This window comes from Cobetia sp. SIMBA_158 (assembly GCF_046566945.1).
Lineage (GTDB): Bacteria > Pseudomonadota > Gammaproteobacteria > Pseudomonadales > Halomonadaceae > Cobetia > Cobetia amphilecti.
The window spans coordinates 1-25,387 of sequence record NZ_JAWJYL010000018.1 but is presented as its reverse complement, the minus strand read 5'-3'; the positions used below and the strand labels follow the sequence as shown (position 1 = coordinate 25,387).

General features: G+C 63.7%; 21 protein-coding genes and 2 tRNA genes. 11 read left to right on the top strand and 12 right to left on the bottom strand.

Going from position 1 to position 25,387, the window contains the following annotated elements; translation table 11 throughout:
* Positions 1-54: 54 nt before the first annotated feature.
* Together rpe and R2R70_RS17880 are read left to right on the top strand one after the other, a co-directional pair.
* A complete protein-coding gene (gene rpe / locus R2R70_RS17885) occupies positions 55-762 on the top strand; it encodes a ribulose-phosphate 3-epimerase (RefSeq protein ID WP_043335268.1) in 708 nt (235 codons plus the stop codon).
* A 7-nt stretch (positions 763-769) separates the two neighbouring features.
* On the top strand, positions 770-1,102 hold the full coding sequence (locus R2R70_RS17880; protein ID WP_410978648.1) for a GIY-YIG nuclease family protein: 333 nt from the start codon (positions 770-772) through the stop codon (positions 1,100-1,102).
* Between the two features lie 100 nt (positions 1,103-1,202).
* Here the strand turns inward: R2R70_RS17880 and R2R70_RS17875 are convergent, their stop codons facing one another.
* Positions 1,203-2,504 carry an NAD(P)/FAD-dependent oxidoreductase gene (locus R2R70_RS17875; protein ID WP_043335266.1) on the bottom strand — a complete coding sequence of 434 codons (1,302 nt, stop codon included), beginning with the start codon at positions 2,502-2,504 and terminating at the stop codon, positions 1,203-1,205.
* 251 nt (positions 2,505-2,755) lie between these two features.
* On the opposite strand from R2R70_RS17875, the gene R2R70_RS17870 reads away from it, so the two are divergent.
* From R2R70_RS17870 to trpC, 5 genes are all read left to right on the top strand, one after another.
* Positions 2,756-3,460: a phosphoglycolate phosphatase gene (locus R2R70_RS17870; RefSeq protein WP_410978647.1), complete on the top strand. Its 705-nt coding sequence runs from the start codon at positions 2,756-2,758 to the stop codon at positions 3,458-3,460.
* Positions 3,461-3,647: 187 nt separating this feature from the next.
* Positions 3,648-5,135 (top strand): anthranilate synthase component I, encoded by a 1,488-nt coding sequence (gene trpE / locus R2R70_RS17865; RefSeq protein ID WP_043335326.1) that lies wholly within the window; start codon positions 3,648-3,650, stop codon positions 5,133-5,135.
* Positions 5,136-5,457: 322 nt separating this feature from the next.
* Positions 5,458-6,093, top strand: coding sequence for an anthranilate synthase component II (locus R2R70_RS17860; RefSeq protein ID WP_410978646.1), 636 nt, complete (start codon positions 5,458-5,460; stop codon positions 6,091-6,093).
* Between the two features lie 77 nt (positions 6,094-6,170).
* The gene (trpD, locus tag R2R70_RS17855; protein WP_043335260.1) at positions 6,171-7,217 is read left to right on the top strand and encodes an anthranilate phosphoribosyltransferase; all 1,047 of its coding nucleotides are present in this window, start codon (positions 6,171-6,173) and stop codon (positions 7,215-7,217) included.
* Positions 7,217-8,041 carry an indole-3-glycerol phosphate synthase TrpC gene (gene trpC / locus R2R70_RS17850; RefSeq protein ID WP_410978645.1) on the top strand — a complete coding sequence of 275 codons (825 nt, stop codon included), beginning with the start codon at positions 7,217-7,219 and terminating at the stop codon, positions 8,039-8,041. The genes trpD and trpC overlap by 1 nt, the downstream gene beginning before the upstream one ends.
* Positions 8,042-8,194: 153 nt before the next feature.
* On the opposite strand, the gene R2R70_RS17845 is transcribed toward trpC, so the two are convergent.
* The 7 genes from R2R70_RS17845 to ugpB all read right to left on the bottom strand — a co-directional run bounded on the left by R2R70_RS17845 (position 8,195) and on the right by ugpB (position 15,454).
* Complete coding sequence (locus tag R2R70_RS17845; RefSeq protein WP_410978644.1) at positions 8,195-9,013, bottom strand: HAD-IIB family hydrolase; 819 nt, start codon at positions 9,011-9,013, stop codon at positions 8,195-8,197.
* Positions 9,014-9,118: 105 nt separating this feature from the next.
* On the bottom strand, positions 9,119-9,940 hold the full coding sequence (locus tag R2R70_RS17840; protein ID WP_410978643.1) for a DeoR/GlpR family DNA-binding transcription regulator: 822 nt from the start codon (positions 9,938-9,940) through the stop codon (positions 9,119-9,121).
* A complete protein-coding gene (locus R2R70_RS17835) occupies positions 9,937-10,764 on the bottom strand; it encodes a glycerophosphoryl diester phosphodiesterase (protein WP_410978642.1) in 828 nt (275 codons plus the stop codon). The genes R2R70_RS17840 and R2R70_RS17835 overlap by 4 nt, the downstream gene beginning before the upstream one ends.
* 180 nt (positions 10,765-10,944) lie before the next feature.
* On the bottom strand, positions 10,945-12,060 hold the full coding sequence (locus R2R70_RS17830; RefSeq protein WP_410978641.1) for a sn-glycerol-3-phosphate import ATP-binding protein UgpC: 1,116 nt from the start codon (positions 12,058-12,060) through the stop codon (positions 10,945-10,947).
* A 102-nt stretch (positions 12,061-12,162) separates the two neighbouring features.
* Entirely contained in the window at positions 12,163-13,008 is an 846-nt protein-coding gene (ugpE, locus tag R2R70_RS17825; protein WP_410978640.1) for a sn-glycerol-3-phosphate ABC transporter permease UgpE, read from the bottom strand.
* On the bottom strand, positions 13,008-13,883 hold the full coding sequence (gene ugpA / locus R2R70_RS17820) for a sn-glycerol-3-phosphate ABC transporter permease UgpA (protein WP_107335458.1): 876 nt from the start codon (positions 13,881-13,883) through the stop codon (positions 13,008-13,010). Before ugpA ends, ugpE begins: the two co-directional genes overlap by 1 nt.
* Positions 13,884-14,083: 200 nt before the next feature.
* Positions 14,084-15,454 (bottom strand): sn-glycerol-3-phosphate ABC transporter substrate-binding protein UgpB, encoded by a 1,371-nt coding sequence (gene ugpB / locus R2R70_RS17815; RefSeq protein ID WP_410978639.1) that lies wholly within the window; start codon positions 15,452-15,454, stop codon positions 14,084-14,086.
* Positions 15,455-15,819: 365 nt separating this feature from the next.
* Between ugpB and R2R70_RS17810 the strand changes: the two genes are divergently transcribed.
* Positions 15,820-16,407 (top strand): hypothetical protein, encoded by a 588-nt coding sequence (locus R2R70_RS17810; RefSeq protein ID WP_410978638.1) that lies wholly within the window; start codon positions 15,820-15,822, stop codon positions 16,405-16,407.
* Positions 16,408-16,554: 147 nt separating this feature from the next.
* Here R2R70_RS17810 and R2R70_RS17805 read toward each other — a convergent pair whose 3' ends face one another.
* From R2R70_RS17805 to betI, 4 genes are all read right to left on the bottom strand, one after another.
* Positions 16,555-19,023, bottom strand: a complete 2,469-nt coding sequence (locus tag R2R70_RS17805) for an acyl-CoA dehydrogenase (protein WP_410978637.1) — start codon at positions 19,021-19,023, stop codon at positions 16,555-16,557.
* A gap of 378 nt (positions 19,024-19,401) precedes the next feature.
* On the bottom strand, positions 19,402-21,117 hold the full coding sequence (betA, locus tag R2R70_RS17800) for a choline dehydrogenase (RefSeq protein WP_192838318.1): 1,716 nt from the start codon (positions 21,115-21,117) through the stop codon (positions 19,402-19,404).
* A 361-nt stretch (positions 21,118-21,478) separates the two neighbouring features.
* Positions 21,479-22,960 (bottom strand): betaine-aldehyde dehydrogenase, encoded by a 1,482-nt coding sequence (gene betB, locus R2R70_RS17795; RefSeq protein WP_043335915.1) that lies wholly within the window; start codon positions 22,958-22,960, stop codon positions 21,479-21,481.
* Entirely contained in the window at positions 22,953-23,609 is a 657-nt protein-coding gene (gene betI, locus R2R70_RS17790; RefSeq protein ID WP_043335913.1) for a transcriptional regulator BetI, read from the bottom strand. The genes betB and betI overlap by 8 nt, the downstream gene beginning before the upstream one ends.
* A gap of 412 nt (positions 23,610-24,021) precedes the next feature.
* On the opposite strand from betI, the gene R2R70_RS17785 reads away from it, so the two are divergent.
* The 3 genes from R2R70_RS17785 (at position 24,022) to R2R70_RS17775 (ending at position 25,385) form a co-directional block, all read left to right on the top strand.
* Complete coding sequence (locus R2R70_RS17785; RefSeq protein ID WP_165873889.1) at positions 24,022-24,975, top strand: choline ABC transporter substrate-binding protein; 954 nt, start codon at positions 24,022-24,024, stop codon at positions 24,973-24,975.
* Between the two features lie 86 nt (positions 24,976-25,061).
* A tRNA-Met gene (locus tag R2R70_RS17780) sits at positions 25,062-25,138 on the top strand.
* 174 nt (positions 25,139-25,312) lie between these two features.
* Positions 25,313-25,385: transfer RNA gene (locus tag R2R70_RS17775), tRNA-Asn, on the top strand.
* The last annotated feature ends 2 nt before the right edge of the window (positions 25,386-25,387 follow it).

The window sequence follows — 25,387 nt, the reverse complement described above, 5'->3', positions numbered from 1 at the left end:
TTGTGAGAGGGTGGCGTAAAATGCCTCTTCCACTTCTCGCTGGCGCCTGATGACATGTCTGAACTACTGCCGAATGACTTCAAGATTGCCCCGTCGATCCTGTCCGCTGACTTCGCCCGCCTGGGGCAGGAGGTCGAGGATGTGCTGGCCTCCGGGGCCGATATCGTCCACTTCGACGTGATGGACAATCATTACGTGCCCAACCTGACCATCGGGCCGATGGTGTGCAAGGCGCTGCGTGATTACGGCATCAGCGCCGAGATCGATGCCCACCTGATGGTCACGCCGGTCGACCGCATGATCGGTGACTTCGCCGAGGCCGGTGCCAGCTACATCACCTTCCATCCGGAAGCCTCCGACCACGTCGATCGCTCGCTGCAGCTGATTCGTGATGCGGGCTGCAAGTCCGGTCTGGTATTCAACCCGGCCACGCCGCTGTCCTACCTCGACTACGTGATGGACAAGGTCGACATGATCCTGTTGATGAGCGTCAACCCGGGCTTCGGCGGCCAGTCGTTCATCCCCGGCACTCTCGACAAGCTGCGTGAAGCGCGTCGTCGCATCGATGCCTCCGGCTACAACATCCGTCTCGAGATCGATGGTGGCGTCAAGGTCGACAACATCGCCGAGATCGCGCGTGCAGGTGCCGACACCTTCGTGGCCGGTTCCGCCATCTTCAATGCGCGCAGTGACAGCGATGCCAACCGCTACGACAGCGTATTGGCGAAGCTGCGTGCCGAGCTTGCCAGCGTGCGCAGCTGATCGCGTGATGGATGACAGCGCGCGAGCTGGCGAGGCAGCCGACGGCTCGGTTCACGCCGCGGTGCTCAGCGAGTGGTCGCTGTATGTGCTCGAGACGGCCCAAGGGCGCCTTTACACCGGTATCAGTACCGATGTGGCGCGCCGCCTGAGCGAGCATGAGGGCGGCAAGCGCGGTGCGCGAGCGCTGCGCGGCAAGGGGCCGCTGACGCTGTGTTATCAACAGGTGGTCGGCGATCGCTCGCGGGCGCTCAAGCTTGAGTATCGCGTCAAGCAGTTGAGTGTGGCGGCCAAGCGCCGCTTGATCGCCGGTGAGCTTGCGCTGGACAGCCTGCTCGACTGACGATCTGCTTGATTGAATGCGTGAAACGAAAACGCCCCCGACGGAATCCGTCGGGGGCGTTTTGTTGACTGGCGACCCTGCCGGGCAGGCAGGCTCAGTCTCAGTGCAGTTTCATCTTCGGACGCAGGTAACGGTTCAGGCCGTCGACCACCACCGTCATGCCGGTCTTGACCACGCCGTGGATCGCCATCTGGTGCATGCGATACAGCGAGGCGTAGAAGAACTTGGCCAGGCGGCCTTCGATGAACAGCGAACGCGCCGAGGCACCGCGCATCAGCGAGCCGACGGCATCGAAGTGCGCCAGCGAGATCAGCGAGCCGTGGTCCTTGAACACGAAGTCCTTGAGCGGCTTGTTGGCCATCGCGGCGCGCAGGTTCTTGACCATCAGGCTGGCCTGCTGGTGAGCGGCCTGGGCGCGCGGCGGGACGCGCTTGTCATCCGGCTGCGGGCAGCTGGCACAGTCACCGAGGGCAAAGATGAACTCATCATCGATGCTCTGCATGGTCTGGTGCACCTTGACCTGATGGTTGCGCTCGGTGGACAGACCCAGCTCGGACAGGAAGGCGGGCGCACGGATACCGGCGGCCCACACGCTCAGGTCGGCTTCGATCAGGGTGCCATCGGCAGTGGTGATGCCGCGTGAGTCGGCGCAGGTCACCCGGGTATCGACGTGGATATCGACGCCCAGCTTGGTCAGCTCCTTGGCGACCGGCTTGCCGATGCGTTCCGGCAGGGCGGGCAGGATGCGCGGTGCGGCCTCGATCAGGTGGACCTTGACCTGACGGTCTTCCAGCGAGGAGAAGCCGTAGCTGTGCAGCATCTTGGAGGCATCGAACAGCTCGGCGGAGAGCTCGACCCCGGTGGCGCCGGCACCGATGATGGCGACGTTGAGCTGCTGGCGCTCACATTCCTCACCGTTGGCGCTGAAGCGCAGGAAGGTGTCGAGCATGTCGCGGCGGAATTTCTCGGCCTGCTGCGGGCTGTCCAGGAAGTGACAATGCTCGGCGACGCCTTCGGTGCCGAAATCATTGGACACGCTGCCCAGTGACAGTACCAGATAGTCATAGCTGAGCTGGCGGGCGGGCAGCAGCACGTTGCCCTTGGCGTCATGGATGGCGGCCAGGGTCAGCTGCTTCTCTTCACGCTCCAGGCTTTCCAGGGTGCCGCGCTGGAACTTGTAGCCGTGGGCCTTGGAATGGCCCTGGTAGGAGACTTCATCGAGACCGGAATCCAGCACGCCGGTGGCCACTTCGTGCAGCAGCGGCTTCCAGATATGCGTGGAATTGCGGTCGATCAGAATGATCTCGGCTTTCTTCTTGCGGCCCAGCTTGTGGCCCAGTTTGGTGACGAGTTCCAGACCGCCGGCGCCTCCGCCAACGACTACGATGCGGGGAATGGCCATTGAGTGCTCCTCAGTGACAAGATTGATGGGAAGGTGTGAAAAGTGTCGGCCGGCTATCGAGTCAGAACATGCAAGGCCCGGAGTCGATAACTGGCGTCGCGATACCGCTATGATAACAAGATAATGAGCGTGCTAAATAGTGCTGCATGCGCGAGATGTCGTTATTTTACGTATATTCGCCATGAGCACGCGAGAACTCGTCGTTGCGCTTTTGGCACCTACACGAATTCTGTCGCTGAAAAGGAGCAAGGATGCACGATCATCCCACATTCACAGGTCCGGTACATCCGTCGCTCAGGGCGATCGAGATGGTCGCCTTCGACCTCGATGGCACCCTGATCGACTCGGTGCCGGACCTCGCCCATGCGATCGACTGCATGCTTGAGCAAGAGGGGCTGACGGCGCTGGGGGAGGCACGGGTACGCGACTTTGTCGGCAATGGGTCGCGGGTACTGGTGGAGCGCGCCCTGGCAGCACATGGCCTGGCGACCGATGACCTGGCGCGGGTCGAGCAGGCGCATCAGAGCTTTTTGGCACATTACGCCGCCGACCCCAGCTCGCGTACGCGACTCTATCCCGGTGTGCGGGAATGCCTGGAGGGGCTGCGCCAGGCCGGTATCCCGCTGGTGCTGATCACCAACAAGCCGGAAGCCTTCATCGAGCCGCTGCTTTCGCACTTCGCGCTGAGCGAGCATTTCGCGCTGGCGCTGGGCGGCGATAGCCTGCCGACGCGCAAGCCGGATCCCGCGCCCCTGCTGTTCGCCGCCGAGCGGCTGGGGGTGGTGCCGCGTCAGGCCTTGATGGTCGGTGACTCGCGTCATGATATCGCGGCAGGCCGCGCCGCCGGTTTCCGCACCCTGGCGGTACCTTACGGCTACAACCATGGCGAGCCGATCTCGCGCAGCCACCCGGACTATCTCGTCGACTCACTCGCCGAGCTGGTCTTGGCTGGCTGAGTGACGCTGATTGATGGGAATTGACAGAGCGAGGCTGGTGTCCAGCTCGGGCGCACAGTGAGGCATGAGATGGCAGAACTTGCCTCCACCAGCGCTGCCGCCAGCGACCCGCGATGATAGACTGAGTCCCAGACAAGCCGGCCCCGTGTCGGCAACGCACCCTCCGTGGAAGGAACTGCAGGTCATGATGACCCCACAACACTTCGCTGAACTGGCCGAAGCCGGTTACAACCGCATTCCCGTCACCCGTGACGTGCTGGCGGATCTCGACACGCCACTGTCTACCTATCTCAAGCTGGCCGACATGCCGTGGACCTTCCTGCTGGAGTCCGTGCAGGGCGGAGAGAAGTGGGGGCGCTACTCCATCATCGGCCTGCCGTGTCGTGAGCGCATCGAGGTGCGTGGCCAGGTGGTCTCGCATCTGATCAATGGCGAGCAGACCGGCATGACCGAGGTCGAGGACCCCCTCGACTGGATCGAGCAGTTCCAGACCCGCTTCCGCGTGCCGGTCATCGACGGTGCGCCGCGCTTCAATGGCGGCCTGGTCGGCTACTTCGGCTATGACACCGTGCGCTATATCGAACCGCGCCTGCGCGGCGTCGAGAAGCCGGACCCGCTGGGCGTGCCGGACATCCTGCTGATGGTCGCCGACGAGCTGGTGATCTTCGACAACCTGTCCGGGCGTCTGACGCTGTTGACCCACGCCGACCCGGCAACGCCCAACGCCTACGAGGCCGCCTGCGAGCGTCTCGAACGCCTCGAGATCCAGCTGCGCAGCGCGACGCTGAACACCGTCAGCCCCGGCACCGGCGGCGAGCCGGTCAAGGAGACCGACTTCACCTCCGGCTTCACCGAGGAAGGCTTCAAGGGCGCAGTGGAGAAGATCAAGGAATACGTGCTGGCCGGCGATGTCATGCAGTGCGTGCCGTCGCAGCGCATGTCGATTCCCTACCGCGCCGCGCCGCTGGATCTCTACCGTGCACTGCGCAGCCTGAATCCCTCGCCGTACATGTTCTTCTTCAATCTGGATGACCACCACGTCATCGGCTCGTCGCCGGAGATTCTCTCGCGTCTCGAGGATGGCGAGGTCGCGGTGCGCCCGATCGCCGGTACCCGCGTGCGCGGCGCCACCGAAGAGGAAGACCTGGCGCTGGAGAAGGACCTGCTGTCAGACCCCAAGGAAGTCGCCGAGCACCTGATGCTGATCGACCTGGGCCGCAACGACGCCGGTCGCATCAGTCAGACCGGCAGCGTCAAGGTGACGGACCAGATGGTGGTGGAGCGCTATTCCCACGTCATGCACATCGTCTCCAACGTCACCGGCAAGCTGAAGGAAGGCCTGGGGCCGATGGACGTGCTGCGGGCCACCTTCCCGGCAGGCACCCTGTCCGGTGCGCCGAAGATTCGCGCCATGGAGATCATCGACGAGGTGGAGCCGGTCAAGCGCGGCATCTATTCCGGCGCGGTGGGTTATCTCTCCTGGCACGGCAACATGGATACCGCCATCGCGATCCGCACCGCGGTGCTCAAGGACAAGGTGCTGCACGTCCAGGCCGGCGCCGGCATCGTGGCCGATTCCGTGCCGCAGTCCGAGTGGGACGAGACCCTCAACAAGGGGCGTGCCCTGTTCCGTGCCGTGGCGATGGCGGAGCGCGGTCTGGACAATCTGGACTGATCGGCGCGCCACGCATTTCGGGAGTGACTCGCCAGTGTTCGCGGGTCACTCCCTGCAACGGCGCATGTGATTGACACTCCTGGCAGCTCAACGCACTATTGACCCATGACGCTACGTAACCCGCACGACCTCAGCCAGCAGTGGTGGCGCTCCTGACAAGGGGGCGGCTTTCGCATGTCTGAAGTTCGAGGACGTACGACCAGAAGAATGCCGCCGACCAGGGCGGCATTTTTGTTGCTGGACGGCGGGAACGACACCACAGGAGAGCGGGCAGGCCGGTTAATCACGGCGCATGATCCGCTCCCGAGAATGGACACTGACCATGCAGACATTCACTTCGCAGGACGCCAGCACGCCACGCGTGCTGATGATCGACAACTTTGACAGCTTCACCTACAACATCGTCCAGTATCTGTGTGAGCTGGGCGCGGAAGTGCTGACCGTGCGCAATGACGCCATCACGCTCGAGCAGATCGAGGCGCTCGGCGCGTCACATCTGGTGCTGGGCCCGGGGCCGTGCACGCCCAACGAGGCCGGCATCACGCTGGAAACCATTCGCCACTTCGCCGGCAAGCTGCCGATTCTGGGCGTGTGCCTCGGTCACCAGGCCATCGGTCAGGTCTACGGCGGCAAGGTGGTACGTGCTCCCCAGGTGATGCACGGCAAGACCTCCGCCGTGCGTCACGACAACAGTGGTGTCTTCGCTGCGCTGGCCGAGCCGCTGGAAGTCACGCGTTATCACTCGCTGGTGGTCGATCGTGAGAGCCTGCCCGAGTGTCTGATCGTCACCAGCTGGACGGATGACGACGATGTAACGCCGCAGTTGATCATGGGCCTGCGCCATCGCGAGTTGGATGTCGAAGGCGTCCAGTTCCACCCTGAGTCGATCCTGACATTGCAGGGTCATGAGCTTCTGGCTAACTTCTTGCGTCGCGGCGAGGCTGCGAAAGCCGCCTGAGCGGGCCTTGGTCGCAAGAGTCACATCCTATTTTTTCATGCGTCAGCCGCCGAGGCTGGCGCCTGCGGAGACACAACATGCAGATGCGTGAGGCGATTGGCGCCGTGATGCGCCGCCAGCACCTGAGCTACGACGACACTCATGCGGTCATGACGGCCATCATGACCGGCGAGGCGACCCAGGCGCAGATCGGGGCCTTGCTGATGGCGCTGTCGATGAAGGGCGAGACCGTCGATGAGCTGGCCGCCGCCGCCCAGGTGATGCGTGAGCTGATGACGCGCGTCACGGTGCGCGCCACCGATGCAGTGGATATCGTCGGCACCGGCGGTGATGGTGCCAACCTGTTCAATGTCTCCACGGCGGCAAGTTTCGTGGTGGCGGCCGCCGGTGGCCATGTGGCCAAGCACGGCAACCGCAGTGTCTCGTCATCGTCCGGCAGTGCCGACCTGCTTGAATCGGCCGGCATCAATCTGGCGCTGGACGCCGAGCAGGTCGCACGCTGCATCGATGATATCGGGGTCGGCTTCATGTTCGCGCCCAATCATCACGCCGCCATGAAGCACGTGATCGGCCCGCGCCGCGAGATGGGCGTGCGTACCATGTTCAACATCCTCGGTCCGCTGACCAATCCGGCCGGCGCCACCCGCCAGGTGCTGGGGGTCTATGACCCGGCGCTGGTGCCGCTGATGGCCGAGGTGCTCAAGCGCCTCGGGGCCGAGCATGTGCTGGTGGTGCACAGCGATGATGGTCTGGACGAGATCTCGCTGGCGGCACCGACGCTGGTCAATGAGCTCAAGGATGGCGAGATCCGCGAATACCGCATCGCGCCGGAAGACTTCGGCATCGCGCGCCAGTCGCTGGAAAGTCTGGCGGTGGAGACCTCGGACGCCAGCCTCAAGCTGGTGCAGCAGGCGCTGCGCGGTGATGAAGGCCCGGCCAGCGACATCGTGGCACTCAATGCCGGCGCGGCCCTTTACGTGGCGGGCATCGCGGACAGTCTCAAGGAGGGTGTCAGCATTGCCGAGGACGTGCAGGCCAGCAAGCTGCCGTTCGAGAAGATGAAGGAATTGGCGGATTTCACCCGTGTCTACGCCCAGGTCAATGATGAAGGAGCGACCCGCTGATGAGCACTGAGCAGACGACTGACAAGGCATTGCCGACCATCCTGGCCAGGATTCTGGCGCGCAAGGAAGAAGAGATCGCCGAGCGCAGCGCCGCGGTGAGCGAGGCGGACCTGCAGACCCTGATCGAGAAACAGAGCGCGCCGCGCGGCTTCATCGAGGCGCTGACGTCGCGCATCGACCGTGGCGAGCCGGCCATCATCGCCGAGGTGAAGAAGGCGTCCCCCTCCAAGGGCGTGATCCGTGAAGACTTCGCACCCGCCGAGATCGCCGTGGCCTACGAGCAGGCCGGCGCCGCCTGCCTGTCGGTGCTCACTGATGCCGACTTCTTCCAGGGGCATGAGGACTTCATGATCGAGGCGCGCGACGCCGTCTCGATTCCGGTGATTCGCAAGGACTTCATCATCCACCCGTATCAGGTGCTGGAGGCGCGTGCCATCGGCGCCGACTGCATCCTGTTGATCGTCGCGGCGCTGGACGATGCGCACCTGAGCGCTCTGTATCGTCAGGCGCGCGAGCTGGGCATGGATGTGCTGGTCGAGGTGCACGACGGCGAAGAGCTCAAGCGTGCACTGGCGCTGGGTATCGAGCTGGTTGGCATCAATAACCGTGACCTGCGTACCTTCGAGACGTCGCTGGAGACGACGCTGGACCTGCTGACCGACATGCCGCAGGGCGTGCGTGTGGTCACCGAATCCGGCATCCATACCCGTGACGACGTGGCGAAGATGCGCGACGCCGGTGTCCATGGCTTCCTGGTAGGGGAGGCCTTCATGCGCTTTGATGATCCGGGCGAGGGTCTGCGGGGATTGTTCTTCGCGGATTGATAGCCGGTAGTTGGCGTTATTCGTTATCCTTTGGATAACAAAAGCCCGCATGGTGATGCCATGCGGGCTTTTTCATGCCTGTCGGCTGACTTCTGTCCAAAGGCGTGAGGTCGTCATCCGGCTGGAGGTCTATGCCCGCCATCAGTCACAGGGTCAGGCGTCTGTCTTGACGCTCTCGACTCCCTTGCGTGCCGTAAGCAGAGCCTCGGCGATTTCCTCGACCCCGGAGCCATGACTGTGGCGCGTCACCCAGCTGGGCTCCCAACCGAGTGCCGCGCGGTGCTGGATGATGTTGGCCACGCCCACGGTGTGGCGGAAGGTGGCGAACATCGGCGCATCATTGGGGGCATCGCCGACGTACATCACCTCCTGCTCCAGCTGCATGCGGTCCAGGCCGAAGGTCTCGGTGAGGACCCGCACCGCCATGCGCGCCTTGTCGAACTCGCCCTGCCACGCATTGATGTGGATGGAGCTGGCACGCGCCTGAATACCGGCGGCCGTGAAGCCGGCGATGATGGCGCGAATCTCGCTCTGGGCCAGCGGGCCGACCGCCTGACAGTGGTCCACCGCGACATCGGCGAAGCGGAAGGGCTGGTCCTGGGCCAGTGCCGCGCGCGGATGGTTGAGCAGCAGCTGGCGGGCGACGGTCATGACGTGGCGCTGGCGAGCGCGCAGGCGCTGCTCGTCTTCCCACCAGGTGGTGAGGATGCGCTGCCCCTGACGGCGGAAGGCAAAGGCACCGTTCTCACCGATCACGCTGGCGACCGGCCAGGCGCGTGCGATGTGATCACACCAGCCCGCACAACCGCCCGTGACGGGGATGACCTTGATGCCGGCGGCATCCAGGCGCTCCAGCGCCGCCAGCGTCGATGCCGCGAGACGCCCTTCATGGGTGAGGGTGTCATCGATATCGGTCAACAGATACCGGATACCCGACAGGGTGCTGGCAGGACAGTGGGCGAAGGCTTGCATGGTGATTCCAGAAATCCTCAGAAGGTAAGCGGGAGCGCGGCTGTCATCAGTCGCGTGTCCCTTCAGTATCGTCGATGGGTGCCGGCTTGCGCGACGCGCCTCGGTTCAAGCAGTGAAGCGCACCGATAGGCTCTGCTGGCTGGCAGCCTCCAGCGCGCTGCGATAATCGGGCTGATGGGGCAGTTCATCGGTGACCAGCAGGTCGATCTCCTCGAGCGGGGCGATACGGCACATGGCGGCGCGCCCCCATTTGCTGGCGTCGGCGACCAGAATCCGGCGCTGGGCGTGATGGACCAGCGCACGGCTGACCGCGGCTTCTTCCGGATCGAAGTCGAGCAGCCCACCGGCATCGAGACCGCCACAGCCGAGGACCGCGATATCGACCTGATGACGCGCGAAGAAGGCCACGGTGGCGCTGCCGACCACGTCGAGATCCTGCGGGCGTAGTTGTCCTTCCGCCAACTGGACGGCGACATCCGGGTGGGTCGAGAGCGCCTGCGCCACCTGCAGATTGTTGGTGATCACGCGCAGGCCGCGCCGGGCAAGCAGGGCTTCGGCGACCGCCACCACGCTGGTGCCGATGCCCAGCGCCAGGGTGGCGTCATCGGGAATCTCGGCGACCACGCTGGCGGCCATGGCCTGCTTGGCAGTGCGCGCCAGCATGATGCGCTGGGAGTGTCCCAGGTTGTAGCCGCCCGGTGGACGCTCGATGCCGCCGTGGCGCCGCCGCGCCAGCCCGCGCTCACACAGCACGCCCAGGTCACGCCGGATGGTCTGGGGCGTGACGTCGAAGGCGTGGGCCAGCGGGTCGACGGCCAGCTGGCCCTCGCGGGCCAGTCGCTCGAGAATCTGTTGCTGGCGCGGCGTCAGTGCATCATTGCTCGCGTGTTCAACGCTGCGACTGTCGCGCTCGATGCCCGGGGTCATGTCTGGGGTAGCCCTTGCGTGGTGGTGTCGTTCGGTAGAGTGGGCTCGCGATCCTCCTCGCTGAAGATGGCCGGGTCATCGCTGATGACGGCATCCACCCCCCAGGCCCAGCGCGGCGCGAAGGCGGCTGCATCGTTGGGCGTGTAGCAGAGCAGCTTGTGGCCACGACTGGTGATGTCACTGGCCGCGGCGCGCGTCAGGGCGCGCCAGTCGGCATGCACGGAACTTGCGTTCAGCTCATCGGCCAGGCTCTGCCAGTCATCGGGGATGTCATCGTAGAGCAGGCCGATATGCACCTGCGGGTCGCGTTGACGTGTCAACCGCAGCGCCTGGGGATCAAACGACGAGATGATCAGGTGTGAGGCGGGCAGATGGGCGGTGGCCATCGGGATGGCGGCATCGACCAGCGCCTGGGCATCGTGGCCAGGGCTGAGCTTGAGCTCCAGATTCAGGCGCATGTCCAGGCGTGCGATCAGCTCCAGCGCCTGCTTGAGCGAGGCCATGCGCTCACCGGCAAAGCACGCATTGAACCAGCTGCCGACATCGAAGGTCTGCACGCTGTCCCAATCCAGATTCTTGAGCTTGCCACGCCCATCCGAGCAGCGATTCACGCCGGCATCGTGCCAGATGACCGGCGTGCCATCGCCCAGCAATTGCACGTCCAGTTCCACCCATTGAAAGCCTGCCTCATGCGCCGCCTGAATGGCGGCCAGGGTGTTTTCTGGCGCATAGGCCGACAGGCCGCGATGTGCGATCGCCAGGGGCAGGGACAGGACGTTGTCAGTTGAATGTGATGCGTCGGCTGAATGTGACGATGAAACCATGGTGAATCCTCACAGAAAGAATGGCATGTCTGCCCGCCACGCAGCTGTGGCGCTGATCGGTCGAGGCGGATCACTGATGCTCAGATGCGAGACGGATCAGGGCAGGTCTCAAGCATTACCATCCAATGATGACGTTATCAGGGCAAGGGGTTCCTTCGGGCCGCGACAGGACGAAAGCGCTCATTCGATGGCCGCTGTCGCCTGCTCGCGGGTTGCCAGCCGCTTGCCGTCGGCGCCGAACAGATGGGCACGCGCCGGAAGGATGGCCAGGCGCAGCGTCTGTTCTTCCGCGACGGCGTGCTCGCCATCCAGTCTCACCACCAGCGGCTCGCTCTGGCCTTGCAGCCGGCAGTACGCCAGGGTGTCCGCGCCCAGCGGTTCGACCAGCTCGATGCGCGCCTCAAGCTCCGCGGCCCCTGCGGGCAGGGCATCGGCTGTTCCCAGTACCTGCAGGTGCTCGGGGCGAATGCCGAGGGTCAGCTCAGCGCCCGTGGTCAGGCCTTCGCCATTCAATGCAAGCTTTGCGCCACAGGGTAGCGACAGGCCGGCCTGTGCCTGGGTGACGCTCAGGAAGTTCATCGCCGGCGAGCCGATGAAGCCGGCGACGAACTGACTGGCAGGTTGATCATAGAGCGCCATCGGCGTGCCGAACTGCTCGACATGGCCGCCATTCATCACCACCAGACGATCCGCCAGGGTCATGGCCTCGGTCTGATCATGGGTCACGTAGACGGAAGTGACCTTGAGGCGCTTCTGCAGGCGACGGATCTCGAGACGCATCTGCACACGCAGCTTGGCGTCCAGATTCGAGAGTGGCTCATCGAACAGGAAGACCTGCGGCTTGCGCACGATGGCGCGTCCCATGGCGACACGCTGACGCTGGCCGCCGGAGAGCTGCTTGGGGCGGCGATCGAGCAGCTCGGTCAGGCCCAGCAGCTCGGCGGCCTCGCTGACGCGCTGCTGGATCTCATCCTTGGGCGTGCGCCGGTTCTTGAGGCCGTAGGCCATGTTGTCGAACACGCTCATGTGCGGGTAGAGCGCGTAGTTCTGGAACACCATCGCGATGTCGCGCTCGGCGGGTTCCAGCTCATTGACGCGCTTGCCGTTGATCTCCAGATCGCCCTCGGAGATGTCCTCCAGGCCTGCCAAAGTGCGCAGCAGGGTCGACTTGCCACAGCCGGACGGGCCGACGATGACGATCAGCTCGCCTTCGCCGAAGGCCAGGTCGATGCCATGCAGGGCCTTGTAGCCATTGGGGTACTGCTTCTTGAGCTGCTTGAGCGCCAGTGTTGCCATGAGTTGTGTATCCAGAGCGGTGGCGTGACGGGCAAGTCTGTCCATCACGGCGTAACGGAATCAGGGGGCTTGGGGCGAGGTGTCGCGGGTCGGAGCGCGAGATCACTTCTCGCTGTCCACCAGGCCCTTGATGAAGTAGCGCTGCATGAACAGGATCACCAGTACCGGCGGGCCCATGGCCAGCAGCGTGGTGGCGGTGACGTCCTGCCACGGCACCAGACCATCACCGGTGGTCAGCATGCGCTTGAGGCTGACGACGATGGTCAGGTAGTCGGCATCGGTGGTGATCAACAGTGGCCACAGATACTGATTCCAGCCATAGATGAACATGATCACGAATAGCGCCGCGATGTTGGTCTTCGACAGCGGCAGCAGGATGTCCTTGAGAAAGCGCCACGGCCCGGCGCCATCGATGCGCGCGGCCTCGACCATTTCCGCCGGAATGGTCAGGTAGAACTGACGCAGCAGGAAGGTCGCGGTGGCGCTGGCGATCAGCGGCAGGATCAGACCGGCATAGCTGTCCAGCATGTTGAGGTCGGCCACCACCTTGAAGGTCGGCAGGATACGCACCTCCACCGGCAGCATCAGGGTGATGAAGATCAGCCAGAAGCACAGCTTGCGGAAGCGGAACTCGAAGAAGACGATCGCGTAGGCGGCCAGCACCGAGATGATGATCTTGCCGATGGCGATGCCCAGTGCCATCAGCATCGAGTTGAACAGCAGGGTCATCACGTCGGCGCCGAGACTGCTGACCGGGTCTGCCAGCAGCTGGCGGTAGTTGTCCAGGCCAGCCTCGCCGATCCAGACGGGGGCGACGTTGGAGTAGAGGTCACCCATCTCGTGGGTACTGGCGCTGAAGGCGATCCAGACCGGCAGGAAGAACAGTGCGCAGCCGACGATCAGCAGGGCATGGCTTGCGATATCAAGCCCGGGGCGGTTGTAGCGCATCAGTACTGCACCTTCTTCTCGACATACTTGAACTGGATCAGCGTCAGCACGCCGACGATGACCATCAACAACACCGACTGGGCAGCACTCGAACCCAGGTCCTGCCCGACGAAACCATCTTCATAGACCTTGTAGACCAGGGTGCGCGTCGAGCCGGCCGGACCGCCCTGGGTGGTGGCATCGATGGTGCCGAAGGTCTCGAAGAAGGCGTAGACCACGTTCATCACCAGCAGGAAGAAGCTGGTCGGCGAGAGCAGCGGGAAGGTGATGGTCCAGAAACGCCGCCAGGGGCCGGCGCGGTCCATCGCGGCCGCTTCCAGCAGGCTCTTGGGTATCGCCTGCAGACCGGCGAGGAAGAACACGAAGTTGTAGCTCATCTGCTTCCAGATCGAGGCCAGCACCACCAGCAACATGGCCTGATCGCCATTGAGCTTGTGATTCCAGTCGATGCCGATGGCGGACAGCAGCTCCGGCAGAATACCCAGCGTCGGGTCGAACAGGAACAGCCATAGCACCCCGGCCACGGCGGGCGCCACGGCGTAGGGCCAGATCAGCAGGGTCTTGTAGGCGTGTGCGCCGCGCAGCACGCGGTCCGCTAGTACGGCCAGCCCCAGCGCCAATGCCATGGCGCCGAAGGCCACCGCAAAGGAGAAATAGGTGGTCGTCCATAGTGTCGTGAGATATTCCGGCTCGCTCAGCACGCCGACGAAGTTGCTCAGCCCGGTAAATTCCCGCGAGAGCCCGAAGGCATCCTCGACATAGAAGGCCTGTTCGATGGCCTGGTAGGCCGGCCAGAAGAAGAACACGGCCACGATCAGCAGCTGAGGCGCCAGCAGTATCCAGGGCGTGATGGGGTGTCGATTGAAATGGGCCATGCAGCAGGGGTCTCGCAAGCAAGGGGGGACTGGGTGGTTCCGTCGGTAGCACGGAGTCGGCAAGCCTCGGCCGCTCCTGCGCCATCAAGCCGTGAGAGAAGGGAAAGGACACCGGATGTCGGATGCGCTTTCCGCTCTCTGGCTGGAGAAAATAGCGGGAGGGCGAGCCCGGCATGGGCCCGCCCCCGGTGTGGCGATGATCAGCCGTTGGCGCGTTCGAACTTCTCGAGCAGCGAATCGCCACGCTTGACGGCGTTGTCGAGACCGTCCTGCACGCTTTCCTTGCCGGAGAAGATCTTCTCCAGCTCTTCATTGATCACGTCACGAATCTGCACCATGTTGCCCAGGCGCAGGCCCTTGGAGTTCTCGGTCGGCGTCGCGGAGGTCATCTGGGTGATGGCGACGTCGGTGCCCGGGTTCTCGGCGTAGAAGCCCTGTTCGCGCGTCAGTTCTGCCGCGGCAGTCGTGATCGGCAGATAGCCGGTGAACTGGTGCCAGTCGGCCTGCACTTCGGGCTTTGAGAGGTACTGGAAGAACTTGGCGACGCCCTGGTATTCCTCATCGCTGTGACCGGACAGCACCCACAGCGAGGCGCCACCGATGATGGAATTCTGCGGCGTCTCGATCACGTCGCTGTCATAAGGCAGCGGCGCCACGCCGAACTCGAAGCCCTTGGCGCTTTCCTTGACGCCGGCATAGCTGGCGGAAGATCCCATCATCATCGCGCACTCGCCGGAGTAGAACTTGGGCGCCGCGTCATCGAAGCGACCGCCGAACGCGAAGCGCTTGTCGGCCTGCCAGTCATCGAGGCGCTGGATGTGGTCGACCACGGCGGTCGTGTTAAATTCAAGGTGGGTATCGGTGCCGGCGAAGCCATTGGCCTGGCTGGCGAAGGGCACGTCGTTGCGCGCCGAGAAGTTTTCCAGCATCACCCAGGACGGCCAGGTGGTGGTCAGGCCACAGCTGGCGGCGCCGGAATCGACGACCTTCTTGAGCGCAGCGCCCATTTCCTGCCAGGTCTGCGGGAGGGAGTCGACGCCCGCCTTGGCCAGCACGTCCTTGTTGTAGTAGGTCACCGGCGTGGAGGAGTTGAACGGCATCGACAGCATCTTGCCGTCGGTGTCGGTGTAATAGCCGGTGACGGCAGACAGGTAGGCGTTCGGATCGAAGGCGGTGCCTTCCTTAGGCGCGAAGTCTGCCATCAGCTGATGCACCGGGACGATCGCGCCCTTGGCGCTCATCATGGTGGCGGTGCCGACCTCGAAGATCTGCACGATGTCCGGACCCTTGCCGGCGCGGAAGGCGGCGATGGCGGAGGTCATGGTCTCGGAGTAGTTGCCCTTGAAGACCGGCTTGACGACGTAGTCGTCCTGGCTTGCATTGAAGTCGGCCGCGATCTCGTCGACCTTCTTGCCGAGCCCGCCCCCCATGGCGTGCCACCATTCCACCTCGGTGGCGGCGAGGGCACTGGCGGAGGCGGAGGCGAAACTGATGGCCAGCGCGAGGCTGGCGAGGCGACGAGTCGCGGTGGCAGTCGTACGGGTGCTTGCATGATGAGTCGGGCGGCGCATGGTCAAACTCCTGAGAGGTTCCCCTGGCCAGCTTCCGCAACAAAGAAGAAGGACGCTGGCCGCTGATGATCGATGGCGACGATCAAGTGAACATTTTCTTGTTCTTTTGATGATCGTCCGAAAAGCGTAGACGACTCTATAGCGCCCGCCTTACAACTTTGTGACAGGAAGATGTTCATTCGAGCGAGGTGGAACTTATGGCTGAACTTATGACTGAACTTGTGACTGAGCAGCGAGTGTGTGGCGCCGCCAGCTCGGCTCAGGCTGGCAAGCGAGGCGCCGGGGGAAACTCAAGGCCGGAATAAGCGGCCGGCGAGCGAGTGTGCTAGTCTTGCGCGCTGAAAATGCCTGTGGCGGAGAACGCGATGAAAGTGGTTGAAGTGAGTGCCGGTGCCCGACGTGATGCCTGTCTGGCGATGCTGTGCGCCGAAGTCCATGGCCGCGAGGGTGGTCTGGATGCGTTGGTGAGTTACGCCGGCGTGCGTGGGGTGTGGTTCGAGAATGAGATGGCGCGCCTGTTCGCGCTGGTCGACGATGCCGAGCGCATCCACTCTGCCGCGCTGCTGGTACTCGACGAGAACGCACGTGGCCTGAATCTGGCGCTGTGGGCGACGCCGACGGTGCATCGCGGTCACGACCACGGCATCGCGCTGGTCTCCCAGCTGTCCGATCACGGCCGCCTGCAGGTGCGCATCACTGACAGCTCACTGGTCAGCGTGCTGCGTCGCGCCGGCATCAACGACTGGCTGGAGACCGAGGCCCAAGGCGATCAGCCGCGCGAGCTGGTCGGCATGAATCCGGCGGCGCGTGTCGGCAACCTGGCGGCCCTCGACGCGCCGCTGCGCCTGGACCGCGAGCGCATCAAGCGCTCCTTCAAGGCGCGCCCGAAGGACTTCGAGACCTACAAGAACGCCTTCGTGCGTGACCTGGAGCACTTCGCGCGTCATATCTGAGGATGAAATGACGCAAGCGAACGGCATGCTCTGCCAAGACAAAGGCCCCGCTCATTGAGCGGGGCCTTTGTGGTTCTGCGATCGCTGATCAGTGATCAGTGATCAGCGATCAATTCCTGCGCCGATCAAGCGGGCGTCGGCCAGTCATCAGGCGGCGTCCTGCTGCGGGTTGGAGGCGGTGCCGTCACTCGCCATCGGCTTGCGCACGAAGGCGTCGAATTCGAAGTGGTCGACGGTCAGCATGTCGAGTACCTCGGCTTCGAAGACGCGCATGAAGTCGCCATCCTCGGCTGACAGGATGCCTGCCTCGACCGCCGCTTCGATACGCGCTTCCGGTGACAGTGCATCGGCCGGAATCTCGCCCTTGTGGTAGGCCTTGGCCAGCGCCTTGTAGATCGGCTCGGCGCGCGGGTAGTCCTTGAGCAGCGCGTTGTAGCGAGCGAGGGCGTTGTCCTGCTGGCCTTCGTCCTGCGCGTCCCAGGTGTTGTCGGTCAGCTTGGCACGCAGTGCAGTGTCGGTGGAGACGGCACGGGCAATCTCGCGCGTCAGGCTGTCCTTGGGCATGGCGAACTGACGACCACGCGGCAGGGCGATCACGCGCAGGGCAGTGCCCAGCGCACGGTTGGGCAGGTTGGCGAACAGCTCATCCAGTGCCTTTTCCGCGCGGTGCAGCAGCCATTGCATGCTGTAGTGGAACAGCGCCTCTTCGTGTTCGCAGGCCTCGGATTCGTGCCACTGCTTGAGCGTCAGTGACGCCAGGTAGAGGTTGGAGAGCACGTCGCCCAGACGCGCCGACAGCATCTCGCGCGCCTTGAGGCTGGAGCCTAGACTTGCCATGGCCGCATCGGCAGACAGCGAGAAGGCGGCGCTGAAGCGGTTGATGTGGCTGGCGTAGGGCGTGGCGACGGCGTCGAAACCAGTGGCCTTGCCGCCGATGCCGAAGCTCTGGGTGAAGGCGCGTGCTGCGTTGCCGAAGATCAGGCCGGCATGGCGGAAGAAGGCCTTGTCGAAGGCGTTCAGGTCATCGGCATCCTTGGCGGCCAGCTCTTCCAGCACATAAGGATGGCAGCGGATCGCGCCCTGACCGAAGATCATCAGGTTGCGGGTCATGATGTTGGCGCCTTCCACCGTGATCGAGACCGGAGTGCCGGCGTAGGCCACCCCGATGTAGTTGCGCGGGCCAAGCGTCACGCCGCGTCCGCCGTGGATGTCCATGCCGTCGGCCAGCAGCGAGCGGGCCATCTCGGTCAGCTGGCTCTTGAGGATGGCGGAGGGCACCGCCGGCTTGTGGCCGTTGTCGATCATGTTGGCGGTGTGCAGCACCGACGCCTGGCTGATGTAGTTCATCGCGGCCATGCGTGCCAGCGGCTCCTGCACGCCTTCCATTTCGGCCACCGGCAGATTGAACTGACGACGGATGCGCGCAAAGCCGGCGCTCCAGCCCAGTGCGTAGCGCGAGATGCCCGCGGAGCCGGACGGCAGGGTGATGCAGCGGCCCACCGACAGACACTCGACCAGCATCTTCCAGCCCTGGCCGGCCATCTGCTCGCCGCCGATCAGGTAGCTGAGCGGAATGAAGACGTCCTTGCCGAAGATCGGGCCATTCATGAACGGCGCGCCGATCGGGTGGTGACGACGGCCGATGTCCATGCCGTCGGTGTCGCGCGGAATCAGGGCGCAGGTGATGCCGATGTCTTCCACGTCGCCCAGCAGGTGCTCGGGGTCGAACATGCGGAAGGCCAGGCCGACCACGGTGGCGACCGGCGCCAGGGTGATCCAACGCTTCTCGAAGTTCAGGCGAATGCCGACGACTTCTTCGCCGTCATGCATGCCGCGACACACGATGCCGGTGTCCGGGATGGAGGTCGCGTCACTGCCGGCACGCGGGCCGGTCAGGCCGAAACACGGAATCTCGCGGCCATCGGCCAGACGCGGCAGGTAATAGCTCTTCTGTTCTTCGCTGCCGTACTTGAGCAGCAGCTCGCCCGGGCCGAGGGAGTTGGGCACGCCGACGGTGACCATCAGTGTCTCGTTGACCGCCAGCTTCTGCAGCACCAGTGATTGCGCCTTGGCCGAGAAGCCCAGGCCGCCATATTCCTTGGGAATGATCATGCCGAAGAACTTCTCGCGCTTGAGAAATTCCCACAGCGCTTCGGACAGATCGGCACGCTCACGCGCGATCTCCCAGCTGTTGGTCATGCCGCAGGCGACAGAGCATTGATCATCGATGAAGGCCTGCTCTTCGCTGGAGATGCCGTCGTTGCGCTGTGCGGTCAGGGTGTCCCACTGCGGCTTGCCGGAAAAGAGCTCGGCGTCCCAGAACACGGTGCCGGCTTCCAGTGCCACCTTCTCGGTGTCCGAGACCTTGGGGGAGACCTTCTTGAACATCGCGAACAGGCGCGGGCTGAGCCACTTGCTGCGCAGGGCCGGCAGGCCACACACCGCGACCAGTGCCGCGCCGATCAGCAGCAGGCAACCCAGTACCGGTGCGTCGACCGCCAGGCCGACGATACCGATGATGGCGAGAACGCCGATGGCCGCGAGGGCCCCGGCTTCGCGTGCCATGACGGCCAACAGACCGGCAACGGCGACAAGGATGAGGATGAGCTGCGTCATGGCAGGATCTCCGGGTGGCGAGGGATGGTGTCTTTGCATGGCGTTTCTACAGCGTAGCAGCCATGCGTTTAGAACAGTTGTTTGAATTCTCTTCAGCGTATCCCATGTTGCCCGACCCTGCAGTACGTCCAAGGTCTAAGGTGTGCGGATTCATTCTTGAAAAGGGCAGTCGCCCGGGGGAGGCGTTCGGCGAGCGCAGACCGGGGTGAGTGAAAGCTGTCTGACAGGCATGAAAAAGGCCCCGCAATGCGGGGCCTTGGTCGATCGATAGCGCTTGCGTGCGTGAGGTCAGACTACCTGTCTCAGGCGTTGACTCGCACGGGCTCTGGCGTTGATCAGTGCTAGGTCAATGACCAGTGCTCAGCCATTGATCGGAGCTCAACCATTTATCGGAGCAGAGTCGATCTTGCGCTTGGCGGGCTTCTTGGCCGGCGTGCCGGGTTCGATCACGAAGTAATCGGCGTCGGACGGCGGCAGCGGCGCGCGGCCACGAATCTTGTCGGCCATCTTCTCGGCCAGCATGATCGTCGGCGCATTCAGGTTGCCGGTCGGGATGACCGGGAACAGCGAGGCATCGACGACGCGCAGGTTGTCGAGGCCATGCACGCGACCGGCACCATCGACCACTGAAGTCTCGTCGCTGCCCATGCGGCAGCTGCCACACGGGTGGTAGGCGGTCTCGGCGTGGTTGCGCACGTACTCGTCGAGCTCGGCGTCGGTCTGTGCCTGGGCACCCGGTGCCAGCTCGCGGCCGCGATAGGGGTCCAGCGCAGGCTGGGCGATGATCTCGCGGGTCAGGCGGATGGCGGCGCGGAACTCTTCCCAGTCACGCTCCTCGGCCATGTAGTTGAAGAAGATCGACGGCGCGGCCTTGGGATCGAGTGAGGTCAGGCGAACGCGGCCCTTGCTCTGGGAGCGCATCGACCCGACGTGCGCCTGGAAGCCGTGGCCCTGCACTGCGCTCTTGCCGTTGTAGCTGATCGCGATCGGCAGGAAGTGATACTGCAGGTTCGGCCAGGCTTCGTTGTCATCGCTGCGAATGAAGCCGGCGGCCTCGAACTGGTTGCTGGCGCCGACACCGGTGCCCTTGAGCATCCATTCCAGACCGATGGGCGGCTGGTTGTACCACTTGAGGGACGGATACAGTGAGATCGGCTGGGTGCACTCGTACTGGATGTAGAGCTCCAGGTGGTCCTGCAGGTTCTCGCCCACGCCCGGCAGGTGGTGGACCATCTTCACGCCCAGCGGCTCGAGATGTTCACGGTTGCCGACGCCAGAGCGCTGCAGGATCTGCGGCGAGGCGATGGCGCCGGCGCACAGCAGCACTTCCTTGCGCGCACGTACGCGGTGGTCCTGGCCCTTGCGCTCGTACTTCACACCGACCGCCGTCTTGCCTTCGAACAGGATGACGTCGGTGGTGGCACGCGTCTCGATGGTCACGTTGGAGCGCTTCTTGGCGGTATCCAGATAGCCGCGCGCGGTGGAGGCGCGACGGCCTTCCTTGGTCACGAAGCGGTCCATCGGGCCGAAGCCTTCCTGCTGGTAGCCGTTGACGTCTTCGGTGGCCGGATAGCCCGCCTCGATGCCTGCCGCGATGAAGGCATGATAGAGCTCGTTGTTGCCCTGCTTGGGCGTGGTGACCGACACCGGGCCGTCGCCGCCATGGTAGTCATTCGGGCCGATATCGCGCGTCTCGCACTTGCGGAAGTAGGGCAGGCACTCACGATAGTTCCAGTCGGCCAGGATGGGGTCCTTGGCCCAGTTGTCGTAATCCAGCGCGTTGCCGCGGATGTAGCACATGCCGTTGATCAACGAGGAGCCGCCCAGACCCTTGCCGCGGCCACATTCCATGCGACGGTTGTTCATGTGCGGCTCGGGATCGGTCTTGAAGTCCCAGTTGTAGCGCTGACCCTGCAGCGGGTACGCCAGCGCGGCGGGCATCTGGGTGCGGAAGTCGAAGCGGTGGTCGCGGCCACCGGCTTCCAGCAACAGCACGCTGACGTCGGCGTCTTCGCTCAGGCGGGTGGCCAGCACGTTGCCGGCGCTGCCGGCGCCGATGATGACGTAGTCGTATTCACGCTCGAATTGGCTCATGGAAGGTCCTCTCGTATCGGGTGCCACATGCGGGCACATGACGCCCCGTTCACGACGGGGAGTGGCCACTGCCGGGCTGCTGGATACGTTTGCTTGTCTGTGGTGAATCGTCGGGGCATCGCATGACAGCAAGCTGCCATCGGGGGCTCAACGACTCATCGGGATTCGGGCACTGCGCGCGGCACTGGTGAGCGACGCGGCGTGCAGCCGGCATGCCGAGTGTTCGACATGCCGGCAGGTGGGGCATCTGGCGCGTTGTCGTACTTGAGGCCCGGTGCTTAGGCCCGGTCTTGAGGGCCGGTACTTCAGCCTCTGGCGCCAGAGGGTGCTGCTGTCATCAGGCCTTGCGGCCAGTGATGGCTCAGAAGGCGGACTCGAACGGGCCCATCTCGATCAGCACGGACTTGGTCTGGGTGTAGTGAGACAGCGTCTCGACACCGTTCTCGCGACCGATACCGGACTGCTTGTAGCCGCCGACCGGCATTTCGGACGGCGACTCGCCCCAGGTGTTGACCCAGCAGATGCCGGCTTCGAGTTGGTGAATCACGCGATGCGCGCGGTTCAGGCTCTCGGTGAACAGGCCAGCCGCCAGGCCATAGGTGGTGTCGTTGGCGCGACGGATGACTTCCTCTTCACTGTCGAAGGACAGGATGGACATCACTGGACCGAAGATCTCTTCCTGCACGATGCGCATGTCATCGCTGCAGTCGGTGTAGACGGTCGGTGCGACCCAGGCGCCCTTGGCGAAGTCGCCTTCGCTCATGCGCTCACCGCCGACCAGCAGACGTGCGCCGTCCTGCTTGGCGATCTCCAGATAGGAGACGACCTTGTCCAGGTGCTCGAAGCTGACCAGCGGGCCGAAGGTGGTGGCGCGGTCCTGCGGGTCGCCGGCCTTGATGCGCGCGACGCGCTCGACGATCTTGGCTTCGAAGGCGTCCTTGACGCTGGCTTCGACGAACACGCGGGTGCCGTTGGTGCACACCTGACCGGAGCTGTAGAAGTTGGCCATCATGGCGCCGTCGGCGGCACGGTCGAGATCGGAGTCGGCGAACACCAGCAGCGGGGACTTGCCGCCCAGCTCCATGGTGACTTCCTTGAGGCTGGAAGAGGCGGACGCGGACATGACCTTCTTGCCGGTACCGGCTTCCCCGGTGAAGGAGATCTTGGCGATATCCGGGTGCTCGGTGAGCATCACGCCGACGCGGGCATCGCCCTGCACGACGTTGAACACGCCGTCCGGCAGGCCGGCTTCGGTGAAGATCTCGGCCAGCTTCAGTGCGCTCAGCGGAGTGACTTCGCTGGGCTTGAAGACCATGGCGTTGCCGGCGGCGAGGGCCGGGGCAGACTTCCAGCAGGCGATCTGGATCGGGTAGTTCCAGGCACCGATGGCGCCGATGACGCCTAGCGGCTCCTTGCGGGTATAGACGAAGGCTTCCTGACGCAGCGGCATCTGGCTGCCTTCGATGGCCGGCGCGAGGCCCGCGTAGTACTCGAGTGCATCGGCACCGGTGACGATGTCGACCGCTTCGGTCTCGGAAAGCGGCTTGCCGGTGTCGAGTGTCTCGAGCAGCGCCAGTTCGTCGTTGCGCTCGCGCAGCAGGTCCACGGCGCGACGCAGGATGCGTGAACGCTCCATGCCGGTCATCGCGGCCCACACCTTCTGACCCTGCAGGGCGCTTTCGACGGCGGTATCGACGTCGGCACCGCTGGCCTGCTGGATCTCGGCGATGACTTCGCCGGTGGCCGGATTGACGGTCTCGAAGGTCTCGCCGGAGGTAGCCTCGACCCGACGGCCACCGATGTAGAGGGTCTGGGTCGGGAAGCTTGCGTTGCCGTTAGCCATGCGTGCGCTCCTTACTGGGTTCAGGGGAAGTGGGGGAGTCTGTCGCGTTCAGGGATGCTGCCATGTGACGTGTCAGCTGGTAGTCGACATATTCGTAGGCGAGGCGGCGTGCGCGCTCGACATCGAGGCCGGTCGGGTCCAGCGTGCCGCGCAACCACAGGCCGTCGATCAAGGCGGCCAGTCCGGCCGCGGCATCACGTGCCTCGTTCAGCGGCATGCAGCGGCGGAACAGGGCACATAGATTGGAGATCAGCCGCCTGTCGTTGACCCGCTGCAGGCGTTCCAGCGGAATGCGGTGCATGCTGGAGGCCCAGAAGGCCAGCCAGGTCTTGGAGACGCTCTGGCTGACCTGGCTGCGGTCAAAGTTGCCATCGATCACCGCGCGCAGATGGCTGCGGACGTCATCGTCGGCCAGTGCGGCGCGACGCTCACTGACAGCGCTGCGCAGGTCAGTGAGAATCTGGCGCATGGTGGCTTCCATCAAGCCATCCTTGCCGCCGAAATAGTGGCTGATGATGCCGGTGGACACACCTGCGTGACGGGCGATGCGGGCCACGGTCGCGTCGGCGAGTCCTGCCTCATCGATGGCTTGCATGGTGGCCTGGATCAACTGGCGGCGGCGGATAGGTTCCATTCCCACTTTGGGCATCAACGGAGTCCTTTTCGTATATCGGGTCGGTGTGACACTTGGTGTGGCCATGGTACTGGATCATCACCGGTTTGCCGCGAGCGCTGCACCATGCTGTCGTGTGCAAAGTTTTTATTGAACGTTCAATTAACAAAAAGTGTAGAGGCTGGTTCCCGATGCGTCAAGTTGAGGCAAAGCGGGGCAGTCAGGAGGCAGTCCGGAGTCAATCAAAGGGGAGGCGCACGAGGAAACAAGGGCCGGTGGTGGCCAGCGACAGGCGGGCGTTCAAGACTGTGGGTTGGCGAGGCCGGTTGGTAAAAGCGCTACAGTGCGGTAGAACATGGAGGGGCAGCATGTCGATCTCAACGTAGGTTGAACGTTGCGCCGATGGTCGAGAGTTGAATGACAACGAACAATAAAACAAGGGGTTAGCATGAAACGATCACCTGGTAAGGTGCTGTTGGCACTGGGCGTCATCGCCGTGCCGGTCATGGCGAATCAGGCCCAGGCCGCCGTGACGGAAGAATGTCGCACGGTACGTTTCGCCGAAGTCGGCTGGACGGACATCACGGCCACCACCGCCCTGACGCGTGCCGTGCTGGAGGGGCTGGGCTATGAGACGACCTCTGACACCATCTCGGTGCCGATCGCCTATGCCGGCATGAAGAATGATGACTTCGATGTCTTCCTGGGCAACTGGATGCCTTCGATGGCCTCCATCAGTGACCCTTACATCGACAAGGGGCAGGTCGATCGCCCGCGCGCCAATCTGGAGGGCGCGAAATACACCCTGGCGGTGCCGCAGTATGTACTGGATGCCGGCGTGACCTCGGTGGCGGACCTTGCCGACAACCTCGAGAAGTTCGATGGTCGCATCTACGGAATAGAGGCGGGCAACGATGGCAACATGATCATTGCCGACATGATTGATGACGACGCCTTCGGCATGGGCGAGTTCGAGATGATCGACTCCTCGGAAGCCGGCATGCTGGCGGAAGTGAAGTCGAAGATTGCCGCCGAGGAGTGGGTCGTGTTCCTCGGCTGGGAACCGCACCCGATGAATACCCGCTTCGAGATGGGCTATCTGGAAGGGGCCGATGATTACTTCGGGCCGAATCTGGGTGGTGCGACGGTGTATACCAATACCCGCGCGGGCTACAGCGAGGCATGCACCAACGTCGGGGCCCTGCTTTCCAATCTCGAGTTCACCCTGGAGATGGAAAACCAGCTGATGGGCGACATCATGGATGGCGGCGAAGACCCGGATGACGCGGCGGCCAGTTGGCTCAAGCAGAACCCGCAGGTGCTGGAGGCCTGGCTCAAGGGGGTCGAGACCGTGGAGGGTCAGCCTGGCCTTGCCGCGGTGAAGACATCGCTGGGGATCTGATCGGCCCGTCGGGCTCGTCTGTTGAGCTTTTGATAAAAAGTGCTTGCAATTCAGCAGCCTGACCTGCAATATACGCCTCGTCGTGTGGCTACATAGCTCAGCTGGTTAGAGCACATCACTCATAATGATGGGGTCCCCTGTTCAAATCAGGGTGTAGCCACCAGTGATTCCAAGGCCTGCATCCGTGCGGGCCTTGTCACATCTGAATGTCGCTTCGTGCGCTTTCGGAGGTGGATCCGGCAGGAGGAATCGAACGAGTTCTGCGGTGGTCTGAATGGCCGAAGGTGGTTGACGCCATTGAGTATTTCCGTATAATTCGTCGCGTGTTCAAGGTTGTTCCTCGATAGCTCAGTTGGTAGAGCAAATGACTGTTAATCATTGGGTCACAGGTTCGAGTCCTGTTCGAGGAGCC